Origin of the sequence: Streptomyces nitrosporeus, from assembly GCF_008704555.1 — a bacterium.
Classification (GTDB): Bacteria; Actinomycetota; Actinomycetes; order Streptomycetales; family Streptomycetaceae; genus Streptomyces; species Streptomyces nitrosporeus.
Genome location: NZ_CP023702.1, coordinates 584600 through 605239, shown reverse-complemented (window position 1 = coordinate 605239; position 20640 = coordinate 584600). Strand labels below are relative to the sequence as shown.

The following is a 20640-nucleotide window of genomic DNA, read 5'->3' as shown; positions in this document are numbered from 1 at the left end:
GCCGAGTTGATATGAAATCGAGCACTTGTCCCGGCTTGCCCGTGCAGGTGCGTGTACCTCCCGAATACCTGCCGAATCAACAGCCAGAGGGTTTTAGATGGCTCGTGTTGAATCACCGCCGACAAAAAGAGACATCCCCGTCGTCCGTGCTGCCCTGCTGCCCGTCGTCCTGATGGCCGGCGCCACCGCGGCCGCCGCTGTGGCGACCGGCGGAGGCGCCCGGGCCGCGGTGCTCTGGTGCGGTGCGATCGCCACCGCCGTGGTCGCGACGCTCGCCGTCGCACTCAACCGCCGGCGCCGCGCGATGGGCGTCCAGCGCGCCGAGTACGAACAGCGCATCGCCTTCCTGGAACACCGCATCGCCGCCTACGACCAGGAGACCGTGCGGCTCACCAAGGAACTCCTGCCCACCGCCATCCGGCGGCTGCGCGCCAGCAACTCCCCGCAGGAGGTGATGCGCGACATCGTCGACGCCGACGAGACCTACCGCAACCTCCCCAAGGCCCAGCGCGCCCTCGTCCTGCAGGTCTTGGACATCGTCGACAACGAGGAGGCCATGCGTGACTCCGCGCAGCGCGCCTTCGTCAGCGTCGCCCGCCGGGTCCAGGCGATCGTCCACCGCCAGGCGAGCGAGCTCCGGGAGATGGAGGAGCACCACGGGCGCAACCCCGAGGTCTTCGACGACCTGCTCCGCATCGACCACGGCACCGCCCTGATCGGGCGGCTCGCCGACTCCATCGCCGTACTCGGCGGAGCCCGCCCCAGCCGTCAGTGGCCCAAGCCCGTCCCCCTGTTCAGCGTGCTGCGCGGCGCGATGTCCCGGATCCTCGAGTACCAGCGCGTGGACCTGCACTCGATCTCCAAGGTCGCCATCGTCGGCACCGCGGTCGAACCGCTCATCCACGCCTGCGCCGAACTCCTCGACAACGCCACCCGCTACTCCCCGCCGCAGACCCGGGTGCACGTCACCGCGGTCGAGGTGCAGACCGGCATCGCCATCGAGATCGAGGACGGCGGCGTCAGCCTCAGCGAAGAGGCCCGCGCACGGGCGGAGAACATGCTCGCCCAGGCCCAGGCCGGCATCAACATGAACGACCTCGGCGAGTCCCCCCGCCTCGGTATGGCCGTGGTCGGCCGCCTCTCCCGGATGTACCAGCTCCAGGTCTCCCTGCGGCAGTCCGCGTACGGCGGGGTACGCGCCGTGCTCATCGTCCCGCGCGACATGATCACCACCGGCCCGGCCCCCGGCATCGCCCACGGCATCGGCGCCACCTCGCGGCCCCAGAGTTCGCTCGACATGTCGCAGATGCAGCACGTCGTCCCGCCGCCGGGCAAGCGCAAGGCCCGCCCCGCCGCGACGGGACCCGTCCCCTCGGCCGTTCCCGCCGCGCCCGCGCCGCTCGCGTCCTCCGCACGGCACGCGGCCCCCGCGTCCGCCCTGGACGACGAGGAGATCGTGGTCACCGAGTGGACCGCCGGCGGCCTCCCGCAGCGCCGCAGCCGCGGCCGTGCCCCGCTCGGTTCGCACAACCTCCCGCAGCAGGCCGCTCCGCCCGCCGAGGCCCCCGCGGTGCGGGGCCCGCACAACGGCGGGCAGCCCGGTGGCGGTGACACCCCGCCCGGACTCTGGCTGGAGGCATTCACCCAGGCCGTCAACGGTGTGCCCAGGGAACAGAAGAACGGCGAAGACTCCGACGACGCGTGGGACAAGGGAGATCAGAAGTGATCCAGCAGCGGGGAAACATGGACTGGATGCTCAAGGAACTGGCCGACGACGTACCGAGCATCCACCAGATCGTGGTGCTCTCCGCCGACGGGCTGCGTATCGCCCGCCACGGCGGTGACCCCGACGTCGCCGACCGCCTCGCGGCCGCCTGCGCCGGGCTCCAGAGCCTGGCCGCCGCCGTCGCCACCGAGATCCCTTACAGCGACGGGCAGATGAAGCTCGTCGTCATCGAGGTCACCGGCGGGTTCTTCTACCTGATGGCCGCCGGCACCGGTGCCTACCTCGCGGTACTGGCCGGGGAGACGGTCGACGCCGGACTCGTCGGAGCCCGTATGCGGGACATGGTCGTCCGGATCGGCGCCCACCTGACGAGCCCTCCGCGCCATGACGGGCAGGCCGGATGAGTGCTCCCCGACGAGAACGCAGAAAAGCCGATCCGGAACTCAGTGATCCGGAACGGTTGTATGTGATCACCGGCGACCACGACGGCGAGCGGGCCGCGCTCGACCTGGTCACGATGGTCGTGGCACAGGCCGAGGCCTCGCCCACGATCCAGCCCGAGCAGGCCGCGATCCTGCGGCTCTGCAAGGCACCGCTGTCGGTCGCCGAGATCTCCGCCTACCTCAGCCTGCCCTTCAGCGTGGTCACCTCGCTCCTCACGGAACTCCTGGCGACCGAACTGGTCGAATCCCGCGCACCGATCGTGCGCGCCACGCTGCCGGACCGGTCCCTTCTCGAAGCGGTGATGCATGGACTTCAGAAACTCTGACACGATCACGGGCCCCCGGAGCGAGGACGTCCTGCCCACCACGGCCACGGCCGCGGTGAAGGTCGTCATCGTCGGGGGGTTCGGGGTCGGCAAGACGACCATGGTCGGCTCGGTGAGCGAGATCCGGCCCCTGACGACCGAAGAGACCATGACCCAGGCCGGCGTGGGCGTGGACGACAACGCCGGGGTGGAGAACAAGACCTCCACCACCGTCGCCATGGACTTCGGCAGGATCAGCCTCAGCGAGGAACTGATCCTCTACCTGTTCGGAACCCCCGGCCAGGAACGCTTCTGGTTCCTGTGGAACGGACTGTTCGAAGGAGCGCTCGGAGCCGTCGTCCTCATCGACACCCGGCGGCTGCAGGTCAGCTTCGACGTGATCGGCAGGCTGGAGGAGCGCGGCGTGCCCTTCGTCGTCGCCGTCAACACCTTCCCCGACGCCCCCCACCACCCCACCGAGGCGCTCCGGGACGCCCTCGACCTGCCCGAGGCGGTGCCGATCATCGACTGCGACGCGCGGCTGCGAACGTCCAGCCGCGATGTGCTGATGACGCTGATGCGCTATCTGCACAGGATCGCCGTGCCGCTCGGCTGACGAGGGTGCGCGTACGTCCCGCGTCCCCCGCCGGGAGCCTCCCCCCGCGCGCACCCCGTCCGATCCCCTGTCCCCCGGAAAGCCCGATATCTGGAGCTGTTGTGACAACCCCCTTCCACCACGAACCCGGATCCTTCGCGGGACCCGTGCCTCCCCCCGGGTGCCCCGCCCACGCCATGGGCGCCGGGCCGGGCGGGCTGCGCCGGTACTACGGCCCCGAGGCCGAGAACGACCCCGCCGGCCTCTACGCGAAGCTCCGCGCCGAGCACGGCACGGTGGCACCGGTCCTGCTGCACGGCGACGTCCCCGCCTGGCTGGTCCTCGGACACAGCGAGAACCTCCACATGACCAGGACGCCCTCGCAGTTCTCCCGCGACTCCCGGCGCTGGCGCGCCCTGCAGGACGGGTCCGTCGGCCCCGACCACCCCCTCGCGCCGATCTTCACCTGGCAGCCCGTCTGCGCCTTCGCCGACGGTGACGCCCACGAACGCCTGCGCGGAGCCGTCACCGACAGCATGGAGCGGATCGACACCCGCGGTGTCCGCCGGCACGTCAACCGCTTCAGCAACCGGCTCGTCAACGACTTCTGCCGGAAGGGCACCGCCGAACTGGTCGGCCAGTTCGCCGAGCACCTGCCCATGATGGTGATGTGCGCGATCTTCGGCATGCCCGAGGAGTACAACGACCGGATGGTCCAGGCCGCCCGCGACATGATCCGCGGCACCGCGACCGCGGTGGAGTCCAACGCCTACGTCGTCGCCGCGCTGACCCGGCTGGTCGAACGGCGGCGGGCCACCCCCGAGGACGACTTCACCGGATGGCTCGTCAGCCACCCCGCGGGCCTGACCGACGTGGAGGTCGCCGAACACCTGCGGCTCATCCTCATCGCCGCCTACGAGTCCACCGCCAACCTCATCGCCAACGTCCTGCGGATGGTGCTGACCGACCCCCGCTTCCGCGCCCGGCTCAGCGGCGGCCACATGACGGTGCCGGAGGCGGTGGAGCAGACCCTCTGGGACGAACCGCCCTTCACCGCCGTCTTCGGCCGCTGGGCGGTCGGCGACACCGAACTCGGCGGCCAGCAGATCAAGGCGGGCGACGCCCTCCTGGTCGGTATCGCCGCCGCCAACACCGACCCGGCGGTACGCCCCGACCTCACCGCCGGCATGGAGGGCAACCGCGCCCATCTGGCCTTCAGCGGCGGCCCGCACGAATGCCCCGGCCAGGACATCGGCCGGGCCATCGCGGACGTGGGCGTCGACGCCCTGCTGATGCGGCTGCCCGATCTGGAGCTCGCGATCCCGGAGAGCGAACTGAGCTGGGTGGGCAACATCATGTCCCGTCACCTGGTGGAGCTCCCGGTGAAGTTCGCCCCCGCCCCGCAGCAGGAGATCGACGCCGACCCGCTGGCGGCCCCGCCGCGCGCCCGGACCGACTGGGAGATCTCCTCCTCGGCCCGGACCGGGAACCCCGCCGCCCCGGCACGGGGCCACGCCCGCGCGGTGACACCGAAGACCGGGCCCGCCGCCCCCGCGACGCCGGCGGTACCCGCGCAGCGCAGCGGCCCCGCCAGGCTCTGGCAGTCCGTGACCCGCTGGTGGAGCGGCCAGTGACGGCACCCGCGTCCCGGTGAAGCGGGCGGCGGCCGGCGCACGGCCTGTGCGTGCGGGCCGCCGCCCGTCCTTCCTCCGCCCCCCGGAACACCCGCGGCCGGCTCTCCCGGGCACACGGAGCACTGCCGACGCGGTGCCCGCCCCGTACCATCGAGCAGCGTGAAGCTGACTATTCTTGGCGGTGGCGGATTCCGGGTGCCCCTCGTGTACAGGGCCCTGCTCGATGATCACGCCGAGGGCCGCGTCTCCCGGGTGACCCTGTACGACACGGACCAGGACCGGCTCGCGGCCGTCGCCCGGGTCCTGGCCGAGCAGGCCGAAGGCGTCGCCGACGCCCCGGCCGTCGTGGCCACCGGCGATCTCGACGAGGCCCTGCGGGGTGCCGACTTCGTCTTCTCCGCGATCAGGGTGGGCGGCCTCGACGGCCGTGCCGCGGACGAACGCGTCGCCCTCGACGAGGGCGTACTCGGCCAGGAGACCGTCGGAGCGGGCGGCATCGCCTACGGGCTGCGTACCGTGCCCGTCGCGGACCGGCTCGCCCGGCGGATCGCCGAGACCGCCCCGGACGCCTGGGTCATCAACTTCACCAACCCGGCAGGGCTGGTCACCGAGGCGATGTCGCGCCACCTCGGCGACCGGGTCATCGGGATCTGCGACTCCCCGGTCGGCCTCGGCCGCCGCATCGCCCGTACCCTCGGCGCCGACCCCGGCCGTGCCCGGATCGACTACGTCGGCCTCAACCACCTGGGCTGGGTACGCGGGCTGTACGTCGACGGCCGCGACGAACTGCCCCGGCTGCTGGCCGACCCGGTCCTCCTCGGCTCCTTCGAGGAGGGCCGTCTCTTCGGTGCGGACTGGCTGCGCTCCCTGGGCGCGGTCCCCAACGAGTACCTGCACTACTACTACTTCAACCGGGAGGCGGTCCGCGCCTACCAGGAGGCGGAGCGGACCAGAGGAGCCTTCCTGCGCGACCAGCAGGAGGGCTTCTACGCCCGGATGAAGGATCCCGCCACTCCGGCCCTCGCCACCTGGGACCGCACCCGCGCGGAACGCGAGGCCACCTACATGGCGGAGAACCGTGACGTGGCCGGCGCGGGGGAGCGGGAGGAGAGCGACCTGGAACCGGGCGGTTACGAGGACGTCGCGCTCGCCCTGATGCGGGCCGTGGCCCGCGACGAACGCACCTCGCTGATCCTCGACGTGCGCAACGGGGGCACCCTCCCGGTCCTCGACGCGGACGCGGTCATCGAGGTGCCCTGCCTCGTCGACGCCAACGGTGCCCACCCGGTCGCCGTCGACCCGCTGCCGTACCACGCGGTGGGGCTGGTCACCGCGGTCAAGGCCGTGGAGCGCGCCGTGCTGGAGGCGGCGGAGAGCGGCTCCCGGGCGGCGGCCGTACGCGCCTTCGCCCTGCACCCGCTGGTCGACTCCGTCACGGTGGCCCGCCGGCTGGTCGACGGCTACCGGGAGGCACACCCCCAACTCGCCTACCTCCACCGGCCCTGAACCGCCGGGACACCGCACCCGGTGGCCGGGCCGCGCCCCGGCCACCGGGTGTCAGGGCGCGGGGACCGCTCTCGGGCGCCCGGACGGCGTCCACGACGGCGCCACACCGGTGACCTGGCACACCATGAGGTAGAGCGGGATCGGCGGGGTGTACGGTGTACGGCTCTCGGGCGTGTGGATCAGCCGCGGCCGTCCCGCCGGAACGACGGCCCCGGCGGCGTACGAGACCTGCTCCGGCCAGTTCAGGTCGAGGTCCGAACCCGAGGGGACGATCCACCACCACTGGTCCGCGTCGGCGAACACGCACCCCGCGCGCGGAAGGTGCGACATCAGCCGGAAGCCGTACCGGGCGGGCACCCCCACCGCGTCGCAGCCCAGACTCGTCGTCAGGGCGGGCGGCAGCGACAGCCGGACCCGGCCGCCGCCCGGCTCCTCCACCGGGCGGAAACGGCGTGCCCCGAGGAAATGGGCCAGCGCGTGCCTCAGCATGCCGCCTCCGGGTCCCAAACCAGCCGCGCCCAGACCACTCTCCCGGACGCGTCCCCCGCGTCGTGCGAACCCCAGGCCGCGCTCAGCGAGTCCACGAGGAGCAGACCGCGCCCGTGCTCGTCGTCCGCGGACGGCGAGATCCGCGGGCCGCCGGGCTGGTGGCCCTGGTCGCGCACCGATATCCGCAGGGCGCCCCCGGAGCGCTCCAGTTCGCACACGACCTGCGCGCTGGCCGTGTGCACCACCGCGTTGGTGACCAGTTCGGACACGATGAGGACCGCGGAGTCGCAGGTGTCGGCGTCCAGCCGCCACTCCCTCAGCCGCGCCCGGGTCAACTGCCGCGCGTCCGCGACGGACCCGGGCCGTGCCGGCAGCGCGAAGCGATAACGGAGCGCTGCCGTCCCGGCGCCGGTGTCCGCGAGCCGGGGGATGAGCGCACTGCCAGGTGCCACGACCGATTCCTCACAGTGGGGGCTGCGTCACGCTTCGCACTGTCACGGAACAAGGCAGTGGCAACCACGTGAACGGGTTCACGGAGCAACTCTCCCCCTGACAAGAACACTTGGCAAGAGGCACTCTGAAAAATCCAGAGTGGCAGTTCTCCTCTGTCGGCCGGCATGGCACACTGCTCGGATACAGCGCATCGGGAGGTCTGAAGTGAGCGAACCGCGGTCCGCCCCGACCGTGGGCCAGGTCGTTCTGGGCAAGCGCCTGCAGGACCTGCGGGAGCGCGCCGGCCTGAACCGTGACCAGGCCTCCAAGGTTCTCCGCGTCGCCCCCGGGACGATACGCAGGATGGAGACCGCGGAGGTCGGGCTGAAGATCCCCTACGTCCAGCTCCTCCTGAAGGCCTACGGCATCACGGACGCCGAGACGGACGCCTTCGTCGAACTCGCCGAGGAGGCCAACAAGCCGGGCTGGTGGCAGCGCTTCCACGACGTGCTGCCCGACTGGTTCAGCATGTACGTCAGCCTGGAGGGCGCGGCCAGTCTGCTGCGTATGTACGAACCGCACTTCGTCCCCGGCCTCCTCCAGACCGAGGACTACGCGCGCTCCGTCATGCGTACCGGCGCGGTCGGCCAGACCCGTCCCGAGGACATCGAGCGCCATGTGGCGCTGCGGATGGAGCGGCAGTCGCTGCTCACCAAGGACGAGGCGCCGAAGCTGTGGGTGGTGATGGACGAGACCGTCCTGCGCCGCCCCGTCGGCAGTCCCGGGATCATGCGGGCGCAGATCGACAGACTGCTCGACGCCACGGACATGAACCATGTCACCCTGCAGATCGCGGAGTTCGCCACAGGGCACCACCCGGGCACCTACGGGCCGTTCGTCCTCTTCCGCTTCTCCGTCCCCGAACTGCCCGACATGGTCTACAGCGAGTACCTGACCGGTGCCGTCTACTTCGACGCGCGCCCGGAGGTGGCTTCCTACCTCGAGGTCATGGACCGCATGGCGGCCCAGGCCGCGACTGCACAACGCACGAAGGAGATCCTCCGGGATTTCCGCAAGGAGCTGTGATGAACCACATATACAACGGCATGCCGGCCGCCGATCTCGGCACCGAAGGCTGGTACAAGCCGTGGAGCGGTGGTAACGGGGGCAACTGCATCGAGGCCATGAAGCTGGCCGACGGCAGGGTGGCGGTCCGCCAGTCCGCGGACCCCGACGGCCCCGCGCTCATCTACTCCAACGGCGAGATCGCCGCCTTCATCCAGGGTGCCAAGGCAGGACAGGCCGATTTCCTGCTGACCTGACCTGACCTGACCTGACCTGACCCGACCTGCCTGCCCGCCCGCCTGACCTGCCTGATCTGATCCGCCTCCGCGCCCCCCGGTCTCCGGCAGCCCGCCCCGGACGCGCCGGCCGGCTCCCGCCCCGCCGGGCCCGGGCCGGCCTGCCGCAGGAGTACACCGGCCGCGGCCTCTGTCCCCGGTGTCCGCGGAGGAGCCGACGGACCACCCCCGGACGCCACGGGACCCCGGCCCGCCGGCACGCGGGACAATGGCCCCATGTCACGACGCGCCTCCCGCCCGCACCGGCCGGCCCCCGCCCGCCGCACCACCGCGGACTCGCCCTGCCCGTGCGGCCTGCCCGCCTCCTACGCCGACTGCTGCGGCCGCTTCCACGCCGGTGGCCGGACCGCCCCGACCTGCGAGGCGCTGATGCGCTCGCGGTACGCGGCCTTCGCCGTCCAGGACCCCGCCTATCTGCTGCGCACCTGGCACCCGGACACCCGTCCGGCCACCCTCGACCTGGACCCCGGCACCCGCTGGACGGGTCTGGAGATCCTCGGCACCACCGAGGGCAGCCCCTTCCACACCACCGGAACCGTCACCTTCCGCGCCCACTTCACCCACGGCGCCGCCCCCGGCTCCCTCCACGAGCAGAGCCGGTTCGCCCGCCACGACGGCGCCTGGGTGTACACGACGGCGGTCTTCGCCGACTGAGGGCCCGCCGGGGGAGGGAGGCGGCACCCGAAAACCGGTGGGCCACCGCGCCCACGGCCTCGTACGATCCGCGCATGGACCAGGACACGGCCGAACCGGACACCCCACGCAACCCCTGCTGGCGCGGCCGGGACGGCCTGACGTTCACCCCGCTGGAGATCGAGGACGCCGAGCTCGTCCACCGCTGGCGCTCGGACCCGGTGGCGGCCCACGAGACCGGCGTCTGGCCCGGCTCCCTCCACGATCTGCGCGAGCGTGTCGAGCGCCACCTCGGCGATACCGACCGCGACGACTTCCTCGTCCTCGACCCGCACGGCACGCCGATCGGACTCGCGGCCCTGACCGGCCAGCAGCTCTCGGAAGGCACCGCCGAGGCCTGTCTGATGCTGGACCCCGCACACCGCCGCCGCGGATACGGGACGGCCGCCCTCGACGCCCTCACCGACCTGGCCTTCGGCGAACTCCCGATGCACCGTGTCGAGGCCTTCACCCACACCGGCAACACCGCCGCCCTCGCGGTGCTCGCCGCGTCGGGCTTCGTCCGGGAGGGTGTCCGCCGCTCGTCCTGCATGCACCGGGGCCGTCGCTACGACAACGCGGTCCTCTCGCTGCTCCGCCCGGAGTGGGAGGCCCTGGACCGCCCCCGGTCCTGGGAGCTGTGAACCGGCCGGCACCGGGCGGCCACCGCGGCGGCGTCAGACCGGGACGGTGACCCGGGTGTCCGACGGGGCCGGCTCCTCGGCCAGGTCCTCCGCGAGGAGCCGCTTGGCGATCACGTCGACGGCGGCCCGGAGCCGCCGGTCGTCGGGCCGGGCCCCGTCCTCTGCGAGCCGCTCGTTGAGCCAGCGGCCCCAGGCGGCCGAGATCGTCGCCGCCTCACGCCTGCCCGCCGCCGTATGGGTGAACAGGTGCCCGTCCCCGGTGAGGTAGCCCTCCTCGATCATCCGGTCGAAGACCGGCACCAGCACCTCCGGCGGAAGCCGGTGGCGGGTCGCGATCAGGGTGAGCCCCGCATGGCCGACCATCCGCGTGAACAGGTCCACCTGCATCACCGCCCAGGCCCCCGCCATGTCGAGGCGGGTGTCGGAGTCCGCGACGATGCGCCGAGCCGTGCCGGGACCGGCGTCCCTCAGGATCCGGGCGACCGAGGTCTCCAGCAGCCGTTCCGAGTCCCCGGGGCCCGGCTGCGCGAAGCCCTCGCCCATGTCGGTGGAGCTCGCCCGCGCCGTGTCACGGAGCTTGACCTGCTTCAGGAACAGCGAGACGACGAAGCCGAGCAGCGCCACCGGCACCGTCCACAGGAAGACCGTGTGCAGTGTGTCGGCGTAGGCCTGCGCCAGCGGCGCGGTCTGCCCGGCGGGCAGCGCGTGCACGGCCTGCGGGCTCTCGGCGGCCCGGGCCAGTGCCGCGGGATCGCCCCCGGCCCTGGCCGCCTGTTCGACGCCCTGGGTGAGATTGGGCCGGAGGGCGTTGGCGTAGATCGTGCCGAACACCGCCGTGCCGAAGGAGCTGCCCAGGGTCCGGAAGAAGGTGACGCCCGAGGTCGCCGTCCCCAGGTCCGCGTAGTCCACGGTGTTCTGCACGGCGATCGTCAGCACCTGCATCGACAGCCCGATGCCGGCACCGAGCACCAGCATGTACAGCGACTCCAGCCACACCCCGCTGTCCGGGCCCATCCGCGACAGCAGGAACAGCCCCGCCGCCATCACCAGCGTGCCGATGACCGGGAAGATCCGGTAGCGGCCGGTCTTGCTGACCACGTTGCCGCTGAAGACCGACGCGACCAGCAGGCCCAGGACCAGCGGCAGCGTCCGCACCCCCGACAGCGTCGCCGAGTCCCCGTCCACGTACTGGAGGTACGTCGGCAGATAGATCATCGCGCCGAGCATCGCGAAACCGACGATGAAGCTCAGGATCGAGCACACCGAGAACACCGGGTTGCGGAACAGCCGCATCGGCAGCATGGGCTCCTTCGCCCGCAGCTCCACCAGGCAGAACAGCGCCAGCGCCACCACACCGCCCGCGAACAGCCCGAGGATGACCGGCGAGCCCCAGGCGTACTCGTTGCCGCCCCAGCTCGTCCCCAGGATCAGCGCGCTCGCCCCCACCGCGACCAGCGCGATGCCCAGGTAGTCGATGACGGGCCGCCCCGCCGCCCGGACCGAGGGAATGGTGCGGGCCGCCGCGATCACCACCACGATCGCGATCGGCACATTGACGTAGAACGCCCAGCGCCAGGACAGATGGTCCGTGAACAGCCCGCCGAGCAGCGGCCCGACCACCGTCGCCACCCCGAACACCGCCCCGATCGCCCCCTGGTACTTGCCCCGGTCGCGCAGCGGGATCACATCGGCGATCAGCGCCATCGACGTCACCATGAGACCGCCCGCGCCGATGCCCTGCACCCCCCGCCAGATGATCAGCAGCAGCATGTTCGAGGCGAGACCGCACAGGAACGAGCCGACGATGAAGACGACCGCGGAGATCTGGAAGACCAGCTTCCGGCCGAAGAGGTCACCGAACTTGCCGACCAGCACCGTCGCCACGGTCTCCGCCAGCAGATAGGCCGTCACGACCCACGACATGTGCTCCGCGCCGCCGAGGTCCGACACGATCGTCGGGAGGGCCGTCCCCACGATCGTCTGGTCCAGCGCGGCCAGCAGGATCCCGAGCACGATGGTCGCGAAAACGATGTTCCTGCGCCGGGGATCGAGCACGGGGGGCGCGGCGGCACTCCGCGGGGCGGGGGCGGTCTCGCTGGCAGTCGTCACGCTTGCACCCTCACACCGGCACCCGGGTGGCGCATGCGGATGACAGCCGGACGGGTCAGGCCGTCAGCTCCCGCACGGCGGTGATCATCCGGGCCACGAACGCGTCCCTGACACCGGTGGGCAGCAGGTCCAGGGAGAGGTACGGATTGAGGTCCTCCAGCTCGACCAGCAGCAGCCCGCCCCCGGCGGTCCGGCAGGCGTCCACCCGCTGGATACCGCGGCTGAGACTGTTCCACGCCACGAACCGCCGGGCGAAGTCCAGGTCCGCCCCGCTCGCGGTGTACGGCTCCAGCACCCAGCGCCGCTCCGGGTCCGGGGCGTACAGGGCGTACTGGAAGTCCTGGTCGACGAAGTAGAAGGACACCTCGTACCGGAAGCCGATCCGGGGCTGGACCAGCAGCGCGCCCTCGCCGTCCCCGCCGTCCGCGAACGCCCCGGCCAGCTCCGCCTCACGGACGAACCGCAGCCCGGCCGAGTCGGCGCCCAGCTTCGGCTTGACCACGTACTCGGCGGCCCCGGGCAGCAGCCCCAGGTCGGCGACGCGGTCCACGGTGGGTATCACGGGGCAGCCGGCGCGGGTCAGATCGACCAGGTACTGCTTGCCGGCCATGTCGCCGCCGCCGTCCAGACTGTTGTAGACCCTGGCCCCCACCTCGCGCGCGCGGTTGCGGAACGCGGCGTAGGCCTCCGGGTAGTACAGCACCGGACCGCTGTTGCGTACGACCACGGCGTCGAATCCGTCCAGCAGCGCCGCCGCGTCCTTCGGGTGGCAGAGCGCCACGTCGAACGCCTCCCGCAGCCTGGAGGTCAGGAAGACGTCCTCGTCGCAGTAGCGGCGGCCCCGCGCCTGGTAGGCGAGGTCGGTGACGAAGAGAACGGAGGTGCGCGGGGCACCGGACAGGGCGTTCACCATGTACTCCCAGGGGGATGCGGGACAGTGCCGCGGATCAATAGGCTCGGGGACGCTGCCCGTTCGCGTCCCCCTCTCACAGGAGTCCCACGTGTCCCAGGCACCGCCGCCCGACATTCTCTCGCCCGCCTTCGCCGCCGACCCCTACCGGGCCTACCGGACCATGCGCAGGGACGCGCCGCTGATCCGCCACGAGGCGACCGGGAGCTACCTCGTCTCCCGGTACGAGGACATCGAGAGGGTCTTCAGGGACAAGGCGCAGGAGTTCACCACCGAGAACTACGACTGGCAGCTCGAACCCGTCCACGGCAGGACCATCCTCCAGCTCGGCGGCCGGGAGCACTCCGTGCGCCGGGCCCTGGTCGCCCCCGCCTTCCGCGGTGCCGGCCTGCAGGAGAGGTTCCTGCCGGTCATCGAACGCAACGCCCGTGAGCTCGTCGACGCCTTCCGCCACACCGGCGAGGCCGACCTGGTCGAGGACTTCGCGACCCGTTTCCCCGTCCTGGTCATCGCCGACATGCTGGGGCTGGACCGGGCGGACCACCGGCGCTTCCACGGCTGGTACACCAGCGTCATCGCCTTCCTCGGCAACCTCGCGGGCGACCCGGCCGTCGCCGCGGCGGGGGAGCGGACCCGGCGGGAGTTCGCCGAGTACATGATCCCGGTCATCCGCCGGCGCCGGGAGTCCCCCGGCGACGACCTGCTCTCCGTGCTCTGCGCCGCCGAGGTCGACGGTGTGACGATGAGCGACGAGGACGTCAAGGCCTTCTGCAGCCTGCTGCTCGCGGCCGGCGGGGAGACCACCGACAAGGCCCTCGCCTCGCTCTTCGCCAACCTGCTCGCCCACCCCGCCCAGCTCGCCGCCGTCCGCGAGGACCGGTCCCTGATCGAACGGGCCTTCGCGGAGACCCTGCGCTACACCCCGCCCGTCCACATGATCATGCGGCAGACCGCGAACCCGGTGGAACTGACCGGAGGCACCGTCCCGGCGGGGGCCACCGTCACCTGCCTGATCGGTTCGGCGGGCCGCGACGAGGAACGCTACGCCGACCCGGACCGCTTCGACATCTTCCGCACGGACCTGACCACCGCCAACGCCTTCTCCGCAGCGGCCGACCACCTGGCGTTCGCGCTCGGCCGGCACTTCTGCGTCGGCGCGCTGCTGGCCCGCGCCGAGGTCGTCGCCGGCGTGAACCAGCTCCTCGACGCGATGCCCGGCCTGCGGCTCGCCGACGGATTCGTCCCGGTGGAACAGGGCGTCTTCACCCGCGGCCCGGCCGCGCTCCCGGTCCGCTTCACCCCGGTGAACGGCTGAACACCGGGGGCACGGGGCGGCCGTGGTCCGGCGCCGGTCAGGCCGCGTCGCTCACATCCGCCTGGACCGCCGCCGCCCACTCCACGAGGAGCCGTTCGTACTCCCGGCGGGCCTCGGGAGAGCCCAGGCCGCCGTGCACGAGCGCACGGATCGCCGCGTTCAGCTCGGTGAGCGAGCGGGCAGGCGCCGGCTCGGCGGGAGGTATGGGCATGGGCCGATTCTACGGGGGGCGGGCCGAAAAGCGTCTCTCCCGTGTGCGGGCGGGGAAACCGGGCCCGCACACGGACCGCTTCGGCGGGCAGCGTGTGCCGGGGCGGACGGTCCGTGTGCGGCCGGGCTCAGCGGATGTGACGGCCCGAGATCGCGCGGGCGATGACCAGACGCTGGATCTCGCTGGTGCCCTCGAAGATGGTGTAGATCTTGGCGTCGCGGTACATCCGCTCCACCGGGTGCTCCCTGCTGTAACCCGCGCCGCCGAGGATCTGGACGGCCTTCTCCGTCGCCGCGACGGCCAGTTCGCCCGCACGGAGCTTGGACATGGAACCCTGGCCCGCGTCGAAGGCGCGGCCGTTGCGGGCCATCCAGGCGGCCTGCCAGATCAGCAGGCGTACCGCTTCGATCTCGGTACGGAGATCGGCCAGGGCGAAGGCGATCGACTGGTTCTCGATGACCGGCCGGCCGAAGGCCTCGCGCTCACCGGCGTACTCCAGCGCGTACTCGTACGCGGCGCGGGCGATGCCCAGTGCCTGGGCGCCGACCGTGGGGCGGCTGACCTCGAAGGTGGCCATCGCCGCCTGGCGTCCCGCACCCGTGCCCTCGCGGTTGCGGGCGAGGCGGGCGTCCAGCTTCTCCTTCCCGCCGAGCAGGCAGTGGCCCGGCACGCGGACGTCGTCCAGGAAGACGTCCGCCGTGTGGGAGGCGCGCAGGCCCAGTTTCCTGACGGTACGGCCCGCCGTCAGGCCCGCCGTACCCGGCGGGACGATGAACGCGGCCTGGCCGCGAGCACCGAGGGACGGGTCGACGGAGGCGACCACCACATGGACCCCGGCGATCCCGCCGTTGGTGATCCACGCCTTCTGGCCGGAGAGCACCCACTCGTCCTTGGCCTCGTCGTGGCGGGCCCTCGTCGTCATCGCGGAGACGTCGGACCCGGCCTGCGGCTCGGAGACGCAGAAGGCCGCGACCTTCGGGTCGTCCGCGTCGCCGTAGCACTGCGGGACCCACTCGGCGAGCTGGTCGGGGGTCCCGGAGGCGAAGATGCCGGCGACCGCGAGCGAGGTGCCGAACAGGGCCATGCCGATACCGGCGTCGCCCCAGAACAGCTCCTCGTTGGCGATCTGGAGGGAGAGCCCGCTGGGATCGCCGTACATGTCGGCCAGTGACTCGAAACCGTAGAGGCCGATCCGGGCCGCCTCCTGGATGACCGGCCAGGGGGTCTCCTCGCGGGCGTCCCACTCGGCCGCCGCCGGGCGGACGACCTGGGCGGCGAAGCCGTGCACCCAGTCGCGCAGATCCTGCTGCTCCTCGGTCAGGGCGAGGGAGAAGTAGCTCATGGCCTCAGGCCTTCGGGATGTCGAAGTAGCGGGTGAGCCCCGAGGCCAGGCCGACGTCTCCGGCCACCTTGAGTCTGCGCGTCATGAACATCGTCACCGGGTTGCCGTTGCCGGAGACCAGCCTGAGGAAGTCCGCGTCGGCCATCACCAGCGTCGTCCGGGGCTCGGCGGCGGAGCGGCCCCCGGTCACCGTGCAGGTGCCGTCGGCTATGGCCGTCTCGTAGACCAGGTCGCTCTCGCCGGTGATCTTCCAGCGGATCAGCGCGTCCAGCCGGCCCGCCGCCTCGGGACGGAACTGCTGGCGCATCCGGCCGAAGACCTCGCCCAGGACGCGGACGCGCAGTTCACCGCGCATGACCTCGGCGAGCTGTCCGGCCGACAGCCCCTTGACGATGCGGGCGAACTCCTGCGGTGAGACCGCGCCGAAGTCGAGTGCGGCCAGTTCGCCGGTGAGACCGCCGTTGCTGTTCTCGGACACGCCAACTCCTTACCCGAAAGTAAACTTACTTCTGAGTAAGGTAAGGGGGGTGCCCGCGGGGCGCAAGGTCAGCAGGGGCCGCCCGGGCGTACCGGCAGCGCGGGATGGTGGGCGGCCAGGACCTTGTTGGCCCGGGCCAGGTCCGACAGCGCCTGCTCGCGGTCGGCGCGGTCCTCGACGCAGAGCAGAGGGCCCCGGAACCTGCGGACCTCGCGTGCGGCACACACGGCCTCGAACTCCGCGCGCAGGACGTGCGGCGGGGTGCAGGAGCCGATCAGGGCGGCGACCCGGTCGGGGATCGGTACGGGGACGAGGAGGTGCGGGGCGGTCATGGGTGGTTCCCTCTCGGATGGTTGGCCAGGAGGCGGTACTCCGAGGCGGCCGGGTGGGCCGCCTGCTCCCTCCCTGTCTACGGGACGCAGGTCCGGGTTTCTCCCCGGACGTGTCTCCGTGTCGCAACCGTTTGGGACTGACCGGTTATTTCGTTTTACCAGGGGGTAAGTTGACTGGTCGGCCGATGTGTGAGCAGGCGTCAGCCGGAATGCGGGCGGCCGGTCCGGGACCGGAGACGCAGGGCCCGCAGGACCGCTTCCGTCGCGAACCGCCCCTCCGGGTCGGACAGTCTGCTTCCGAAGATGGATTCCAGGCCGCGCATCCGGTACCGGACCGTCTGCGGGTGGACGTCGAGGACCTCGCCCATCTGCGCGGCGGTGCCACGTGTCTCCAGCCAGACGCGCAGGGTCTCCAGCAGCCGTTCGCGGCGGCCGGCGCTGATTCCGGTGACCGGGGCGAGCTCCCGGGCGGCTATCTGGTCCAGGAGCGCGGGGTCGGTGAGGAGCCAGAGGGTGGTGAGGTGGTCCTCGCACAGCACGACCGGAAGGTCCTCCACCACTCCCGCGTCCACGAGTTCGACCACCCGCCGGGCCCAGCGGATCGAATCTGCCGCGTCGGCGGTCGGCACGGTCAGGCCGATCACGGCCCTGGTCCCGGTCAGCGCGCGGTTGAGCTGTTCCCGCCTCTCCTCGTCCACCGGACCGGGGACGAGCAGATGGGGCTGCGGGTCCCCGAGGTCCACCAGCGCGTCATGGGGGAGGCCGGCGGGATCCACCCCCGCGGGCGCGCGTACGGCGACCAGGGTGACCTCCTCCGGCAGCGCCCACCCGGTCTGCTCGCAGAGTTCGGCGATGGCGGTGCCGGGCACCGGTCTGCCCGCCAGGATGAGGTGCAGCAGCCTGCGGCGCATCGCCGCGCTCTGCTGGTCGGACTGGGCCTGCACCTCCAGGTATCCCTCGCGGGACAGCGACTCCAGCTCGTCCACGTACTCGAACAGGGCGTCCGCGAAGCTCAGCATCAGGGCGGGCGAGAAGTTGTAGCTCCGCCCCACCTTCTTCGCGCGGCGCAGGGCGACCCGGGCGCCGAGGCGGTAGGCGCCCTGGAGGGTCTCCATGGTGCGCCCCTCGTACGCCTCGAAGCGGCCGAACCTCCGGCACATGTCGTCCCGTAACGTCGTGGACGTCGTGGGCTCGGCGACCAGGTCCACGAACGAGGAGAGGCTCTGTTCCACCCCCAGGCGGATGGACGTGCCGTTGGGGCCGTTCAGCAGGCGCGCGTACTCGGGATAGGCGCGCGTGACCTCCATGCCGATCTCCTTGATCAGGCTCGGCAGTTCGGGCCGCATGATGGCGGCGAACTCCTGGGGGAGGGGCCCCAGTGGGTCTCCGGTGTCCAGCGGCTGGATGAGTCTCGGCATGGCTGTCCCCTTGCTCTCCGGTGCCCGGTGGGTGGGTGAAGCAGTGGGGGGCAGCGCTCCCACGGACCGACAGGTGCGTCCCGACAACGGCGCCGAAGATAGACCAAGTCAGGCGCGGTGCCCACTACTTGGACAAGATCGAAGTGCAGGGGGCACACGACTCGGCCTCGCTGTGGGGCTTTCGTGCAGGTGGGACGGGAATGCTCACTTCAGGACAATGTTTTCGGCCGTGCGGCGGGCGGGCGGTGGACGGGCGGCAGCCGGCCGGCAGCCTGGCGGCACCGAAGGTGACCTCGGGTAACGGCATGCTCCGCGACATTCCGGCCGAGGAGCGCGTGCCGCCAGGGTTTGGCACATCCGGTGGAGGTGTCCGGCATCCGGCCCGCCGCAGCCGCCCCGGATGCGCACTCCGTGACAAGACCGGCCCCGCCACTGCTCACCTGTGGATCAAAAAACTCCGGCCGAAAAGATCTTAGGACGACGGGATTGTGTCGCCGTGTTTCCCGCGAGTAACATCACGGCTCATCCAATTCGGACCGGAAATCCTCCCGAATTACGAGCCCGTAGATTAAGGACTGTCCCGTAATCCCTGGCGGGTGTGCGGCGAAAGTCACGGCACCTCGCGGCGTTGTCGGAACGTTCGCATACATCCAGTATGCGGACGCCCCTCCGCCTTGCGATGCACCGCGTCTGACGCCGCACGCTGATCCACCACGGATTACGTGACAGCCCTCAGCCGTTCGGCACCATCCGCAATGCACTGCATACATCGGGCCGTCAGCGCATGCCATCCTCCGCGCCCCGACGTGTCGATGGACCCAAAATTCCGTGCACCGGAGCCGCCTTTTCACGGCGGCGCCCGAGAAGGGGACGACATGAGATCCGTTTCGACCAGAAAGCGTGTGGGCACGCTGGCGGCCCTCACTGCCTTCGGCGCGCTCTTCTCCACCGGTACGGCGACGGCGGCGACCCAGCTGAACGGTCACTGGGCTCCGTTCGACCGCTGCCCGGTGGACGCGCCGGCCATGCTCGCGGCGGACGGCGTGGAGACCGTCGCGACCTGTATCGCGTCGAGCTCGGCCGGCGGCTCCATCAAGCTGGGGAACACCGAGGTGGTCACCGGCAGCACCGACCTCCAGCTCGGTGTGCTCCAGCGGAGCGACGGCACCACGAGTCTGGTCGCGCCCGCCGAGGGCGCGCTGGTCGCCGACTCGGCGACCGTGCCCGGCGGCCTGCTGGGGCTGATGTGCCCCAGCAACATCCCCGTGGTCTCGGCTGTCTGCGCCTCGATCACCAACGCGGACCTCAACCGGATCACCGCCACCATCGAACCGGCCGGGGCCCCCCGCGACTTCAACATGGGCGCGGCCTTCACCACCGATGTGCCGATCCTGACCCTGCCGGTGCGCGTCCACCTGAAGAACCCGCTGCTCGGCGACAAGTGCTACCTCGGCACCACCGCCGACCCCATCCTGCTCAAGCCGAAGAACGTGACGGCGCCCTCGCTCTCGCTCCAGCAGTTCGCGGGCGACGGGACCCCCGACGACTCGGGCGAGATGGGCCGCTACACCTTCGCCGGCGCCGACCAGGCGGACACCGCGTTCGCCGTGCCGGGCGCCAGCGGCTGCGGTGCCGGACTGCTGAACTGGGCGGTCAACCTCAAGACCGGCCTGCCCTCCGCCTCGGGGAACAACAACGTCGTGCTGAACGACGCCTCGACCTACTTCGCGAGCCCCTACGCCCCCGCGTCCCTGGCTCCGGACGAGGGCAAGGCGCTGTCACGCTTCTGGCACTCCGCGGTCCGGTGAGCGCGGCCCCCGCCCGCGGGCGCGGTGAGCGCGGGCTCCGCCGGTGGGGGCTCGCCGTCGCCTCGGCCCTGGCCCTCTCGGTCCTCCCCGGGACGGCCGCGGCCGTCCCGGGGACCGAGGACGGCTGGAGCGTGGACCCGGCGGGGCCGTTCACGGCCACGGCCCCCACGCAGTTCACCGACAGCAACGGCGGCCAGTTCCAGTGCGCCGGCACGACCGTGGGCGGCACCTTCTCGTCCGACCCGCTCGTCCGGCTCACCTCGGTCTCGTTCCCCCTGTGCACGGGGGCCTTCGCGGGGACCCTCCAGGTCACCGCCACCATGCCCTGGACGCTGGGGGCCCAGGCGCACGACCCGGACGGCGGGACCCACGGCACGGGCGTCACCACGGGCAGCGCCGGACCCGTCCTGATCCGGGCCCGGTACACCGGGCTCCTGGGCGCGTGCTCCTTCTCCCTCAGCGGCACATCGGACTTCGCCTACAACAACCCCGGGCCCTCGGGCCAGGACGGAACCCTCGTCCTCGGGGCGGCCGGAGCGGCCCAGCAGCTGGTCACGAGCGGCAGGACCGGGCCCGGCTGCGGGCCCATCGGCCCGGCCTTCACCCTCCGGGGAACCTTCGGAGTCCTCGTCGCCGGCGAATCACCCGTCGTCGGCGTGGAGTGATCCCGTCCAACGGAAAGAAAAAGAAAAACCATTCCCATCCCCTTCTCGGAATCGCCGCAGCGCCTTACAGTACTGGTTGGTAGCGAATGTGATCCGAGAAGCCGGAACGGCGCCGGAGTTCGACGCTCATTCCCGCCCGTCCGATACCGGCGAGTCATGCGGTGAACCGGCAGGCGAATTCCGCTCCCATTTGATTCCCTCTCGTCCGACGAGAGGGTGCACTTCCCCGTAAAAGCCCGCGCCGG

At 71.6% G+C, this 20640-nt stretch carries 22 protein-coding genes; 13 read left to right on the top strand and 9 right to left on the bottom strand.

The window, feature by feature from the left end:
* Positions 1-97 precede the first annotated feature (97 nt).
* From CP967_RS02735 to CP967_RS02710, 6 genes are all read left to right on the top strand, one after another.
* Entirely contained in the window at positions 98-1726 is a 1629-nt protein-coding gene (locus CP967_RS02735; protein ID WP_150486382.1) for a sensor histidine kinase, read from the top strand.
* Entirely contained in the window at positions 1723-2130 is a 408-nt protein-coding gene (locus tag CP967_RS02730) for a roadblock/LC7 domain-containing protein (protein WP_150486381.1), read from the top strand. The genes CP967_RS02735 and CP967_RS02730 overlap by 4 nt, the downstream gene beginning before the upstream one ends.
* Positions 2127-2495, top strand: a complete 369-nt coding sequence (locus CP967_RS02725) for a DUF742 domain-containing protein (RefSeq protein ID WP_150486380.1) — start codon at positions 2127-2129, stop codon at positions 2493-2495. Before CP967_RS02730 ends, CP967_RS02725 begins: the two co-directional genes overlap by 4 nt.
* Positions 2476-3090 carry a GTP-binding protein gene (locus CP967_RS02720; RefSeq protein WP_150486379.1) on the top strand — a complete coding sequence of 205 codons (615 nt, stop codon included), beginning with the start codon at positions 2476-2478 and terminating at the stop codon, positions 3088-3090. Before CP967_RS02725 ends, CP967_RS02720 begins: the two co-directional genes overlap by 20 nt.
* 101 nt (positions 3091-3191) lie before the next feature.
* Entirely contained in the window at positions 3192-4703 is a 1512-nt protein-coding gene (locus CP967_RS02715; RefSeq protein ID WP_150486378.1) for a cytochrome P450, read from the top strand.
* Between the two features lie 159 nt (positions 4704-4862).
* Complete coding sequence (locus CP967_RS02710) at positions 4863-6209, top strand: 6-phospho-beta-glucosidase (RefSeq protein WP_150486377.1); 1347 nt, start codon at positions 4863-4865, stop codon at positions 6207-6209.
* A gap of 51 nt (positions 6210-6260) precedes the next feature.
* Here CP967_RS02710 and CP967_RS02705 read toward each other — a convergent pair whose 3' ends face one another.
* Together CP967_RS02705 and CP967_RS02700 are read right to left on the bottom strand one after the other, a co-directional pair.
* Complete coding sequence (locus CP967_RS02705) at positions 6261-6698, bottom strand: hypothetical protein (protein WP_150486376.1); 438 nt, start codon at positions 6696-6698, stop codon at positions 6261-6263.
* Positions 6692-7150, bottom strand: a complete 459-nt coding sequence (locus tag CP967_RS02700; RefSeq protein ID WP_150486375.1) for an ATP-binding protein — start codon at positions 7148-7150, stop codon at positions 6692-6694. Before CP967_RS02700 ends, CP967_RS02705 begins: the two co-directional genes overlap by 7 nt.
* A 205-nt stretch (positions 7151-7355) precedes the next feature.
* Here CP967_RS02700 and CP967_RS02695 point away from each other — a divergent pair, with 205 nt between their 5' ends.
* From CP967_RS02695 to CP967_RS02680, 4 genes are all read left to right on the top strand, one after another.
* Entirely contained in the window at positions 7356-8216 is an 861-nt protein-coding gene (locus CP967_RS02695) for a helix-turn-helix domain-containing protein (RefSeq protein WP_150486374.1), read from the top strand.
* Positions 8216-8452, top strand: a complete 237-nt coding sequence (locus tag CP967_RS02690) for a DUF397 domain-containing protein (protein ID WP_014049581.1) — start codon at positions 8216-8218, stop codon at positions 8450-8452. Before CP967_RS02695 ends, CP967_RS02690 begins: the two co-directional genes overlap by 1 nt.
* Before the next feature lie 255 nt (positions 8453-8707).
* A complete protein-coding gene (locus CP967_RS02685; RefSeq protein ID WP_150486373.1) occupies positions 8708-9145 on the top strand; it encodes a YchJ family protein in 438 nt (145 codons plus the stop codon).
* Positions 9146-9219: 74 nt separating this feature from the next.
* Complete coding sequence (locus tag CP967_RS02680) at positions 9220-9807, top strand: GNAT family N-acetyltransferase (protein WP_150486372.1); 588 nt, start codon at positions 9220-9222, stop codon at positions 9805-9807.
* A gap of 33 nt (positions 9808-9840) precedes the next feature.
* On the opposite strand, the gene CP967_RS02675 is transcribed toward CP967_RS02680, so the two are convergent.
* Complete coding sequence (locus CP967_RS02675) at positions 9841-11916, bottom strand: MDR family MFS transporter (RefSeq protein WP_150486371.1); 2076 nt, start codon at positions 11914-11916, stop codon at positions 9841-9843.
* A gap of 55 nt (positions 11917-11971) precedes the next feature.
* Positions 11972-12829 (bottom strand): ATP-grasp domain-containing protein, encoded by an 858-nt coding sequence (locus CP967_RS02670; RefSeq protein WP_150486370.1) that lies wholly within the window; start codon positions 12827-12829, stop codon positions 11972-11974.
* Between the two features lie 88 nt (positions 12830-12917).
* Here CP967_RS02670 and CP967_RS02665 point away from each other — a divergent pair, with 88 nt between their 5' ends.
* Positions 12918-14141, top strand: coding sequence for a cytochrome P450 (locus CP967_RS02665; protein ID WP_229888602.1), 1224 nt, complete (start codon positions 12918-12920; stop codon positions 14139-14141).
* A 37-nt stretch (positions 14142-14178) separates the two neighbouring features.
* On the opposite strand, the gene CP967_RS33835 is transcribed toward CP967_RS02665, so the two are convergent.
* The 5 genes from CP967_RS33835 to CP967_RS02645 form a co-directional block, all read right to left on the bottom strand.
* Positions 14179-14352, bottom strand: coding sequence for a hypothetical protein (locus CP967_RS33835; protein ID WP_167535315.1), 174 nt, complete (start codon positions 14350-14352; stop codon positions 14179-14181).
* A gap of 127 nt (positions 14353-14479) precedes the next feature.
* Positions 14480-15694 (bottom strand): acyl-CoA dehydrogenase family protein, encoded by a 1215-nt coding sequence (locus tag CP967_RS02660; RefSeq protein WP_150486368.1) that lies wholly within the window; start codon positions 15692-15694, stop codon positions 14480-14482.
* Between the two features lie 4 nt (positions 15695-15698).
* The gene (locus CP967_RS02655) at positions 15699-16172 is read right to left on the bottom strand and encodes an SCP2 sterol-binding domain-containing protein (protein ID WP_150486367.1); all 474 of its coding nucleotides are present in this window, start codon (positions 16170-16172) and stop codon (positions 15699-15701) included.
* A gap of 68 nt (positions 16173-16240) precedes the next feature.
* Positions 16241-16504, bottom strand: a complete 264-nt coding sequence (locus tag CP967_RS02650; RefSeq protein ID WP_150486366.1) for a hypothetical protein — start codon at positions 16502-16504, stop codon at positions 16241-16243.
* 200 nt (positions 16505-16704) lie between these two features.
* Entirely contained in the window at positions 16705-17922 is a 1218-nt protein-coding gene (locus tag CP967_RS02645; protein ID WP_150486365.1) for a PucR-like N-terminal domain-containing protein, read from the bottom strand.
* Between the two features lie 875 nt (positions 17923-18797).
* Between CP967_RS02645 and CP967_RS02640 the strand changes: the two genes are divergently transcribed.
* Positions 18798-19730, top strand: coding sequence for a hypothetical protein (locus CP967_RS02640; RefSeq protein WP_150486364.1), 933 nt, complete (start codon positions 18798-18800; stop codon positions 19728-19730).
* Positions 19727-20395: a hypothetical protein gene (locus CP967_RS02635; RefSeq protein WP_150486363.1), complete on the top strand. Its 669-nt coding sequence runs from the start codon at positions 19727-19729 to the stop codon at positions 20393-20395. Before CP967_RS02640 ends, CP967_RS02635 begins: the two co-directional genes overlap by 4 nt.
* Positions 20396-20640 lie beyond the last annotated feature (245 nt).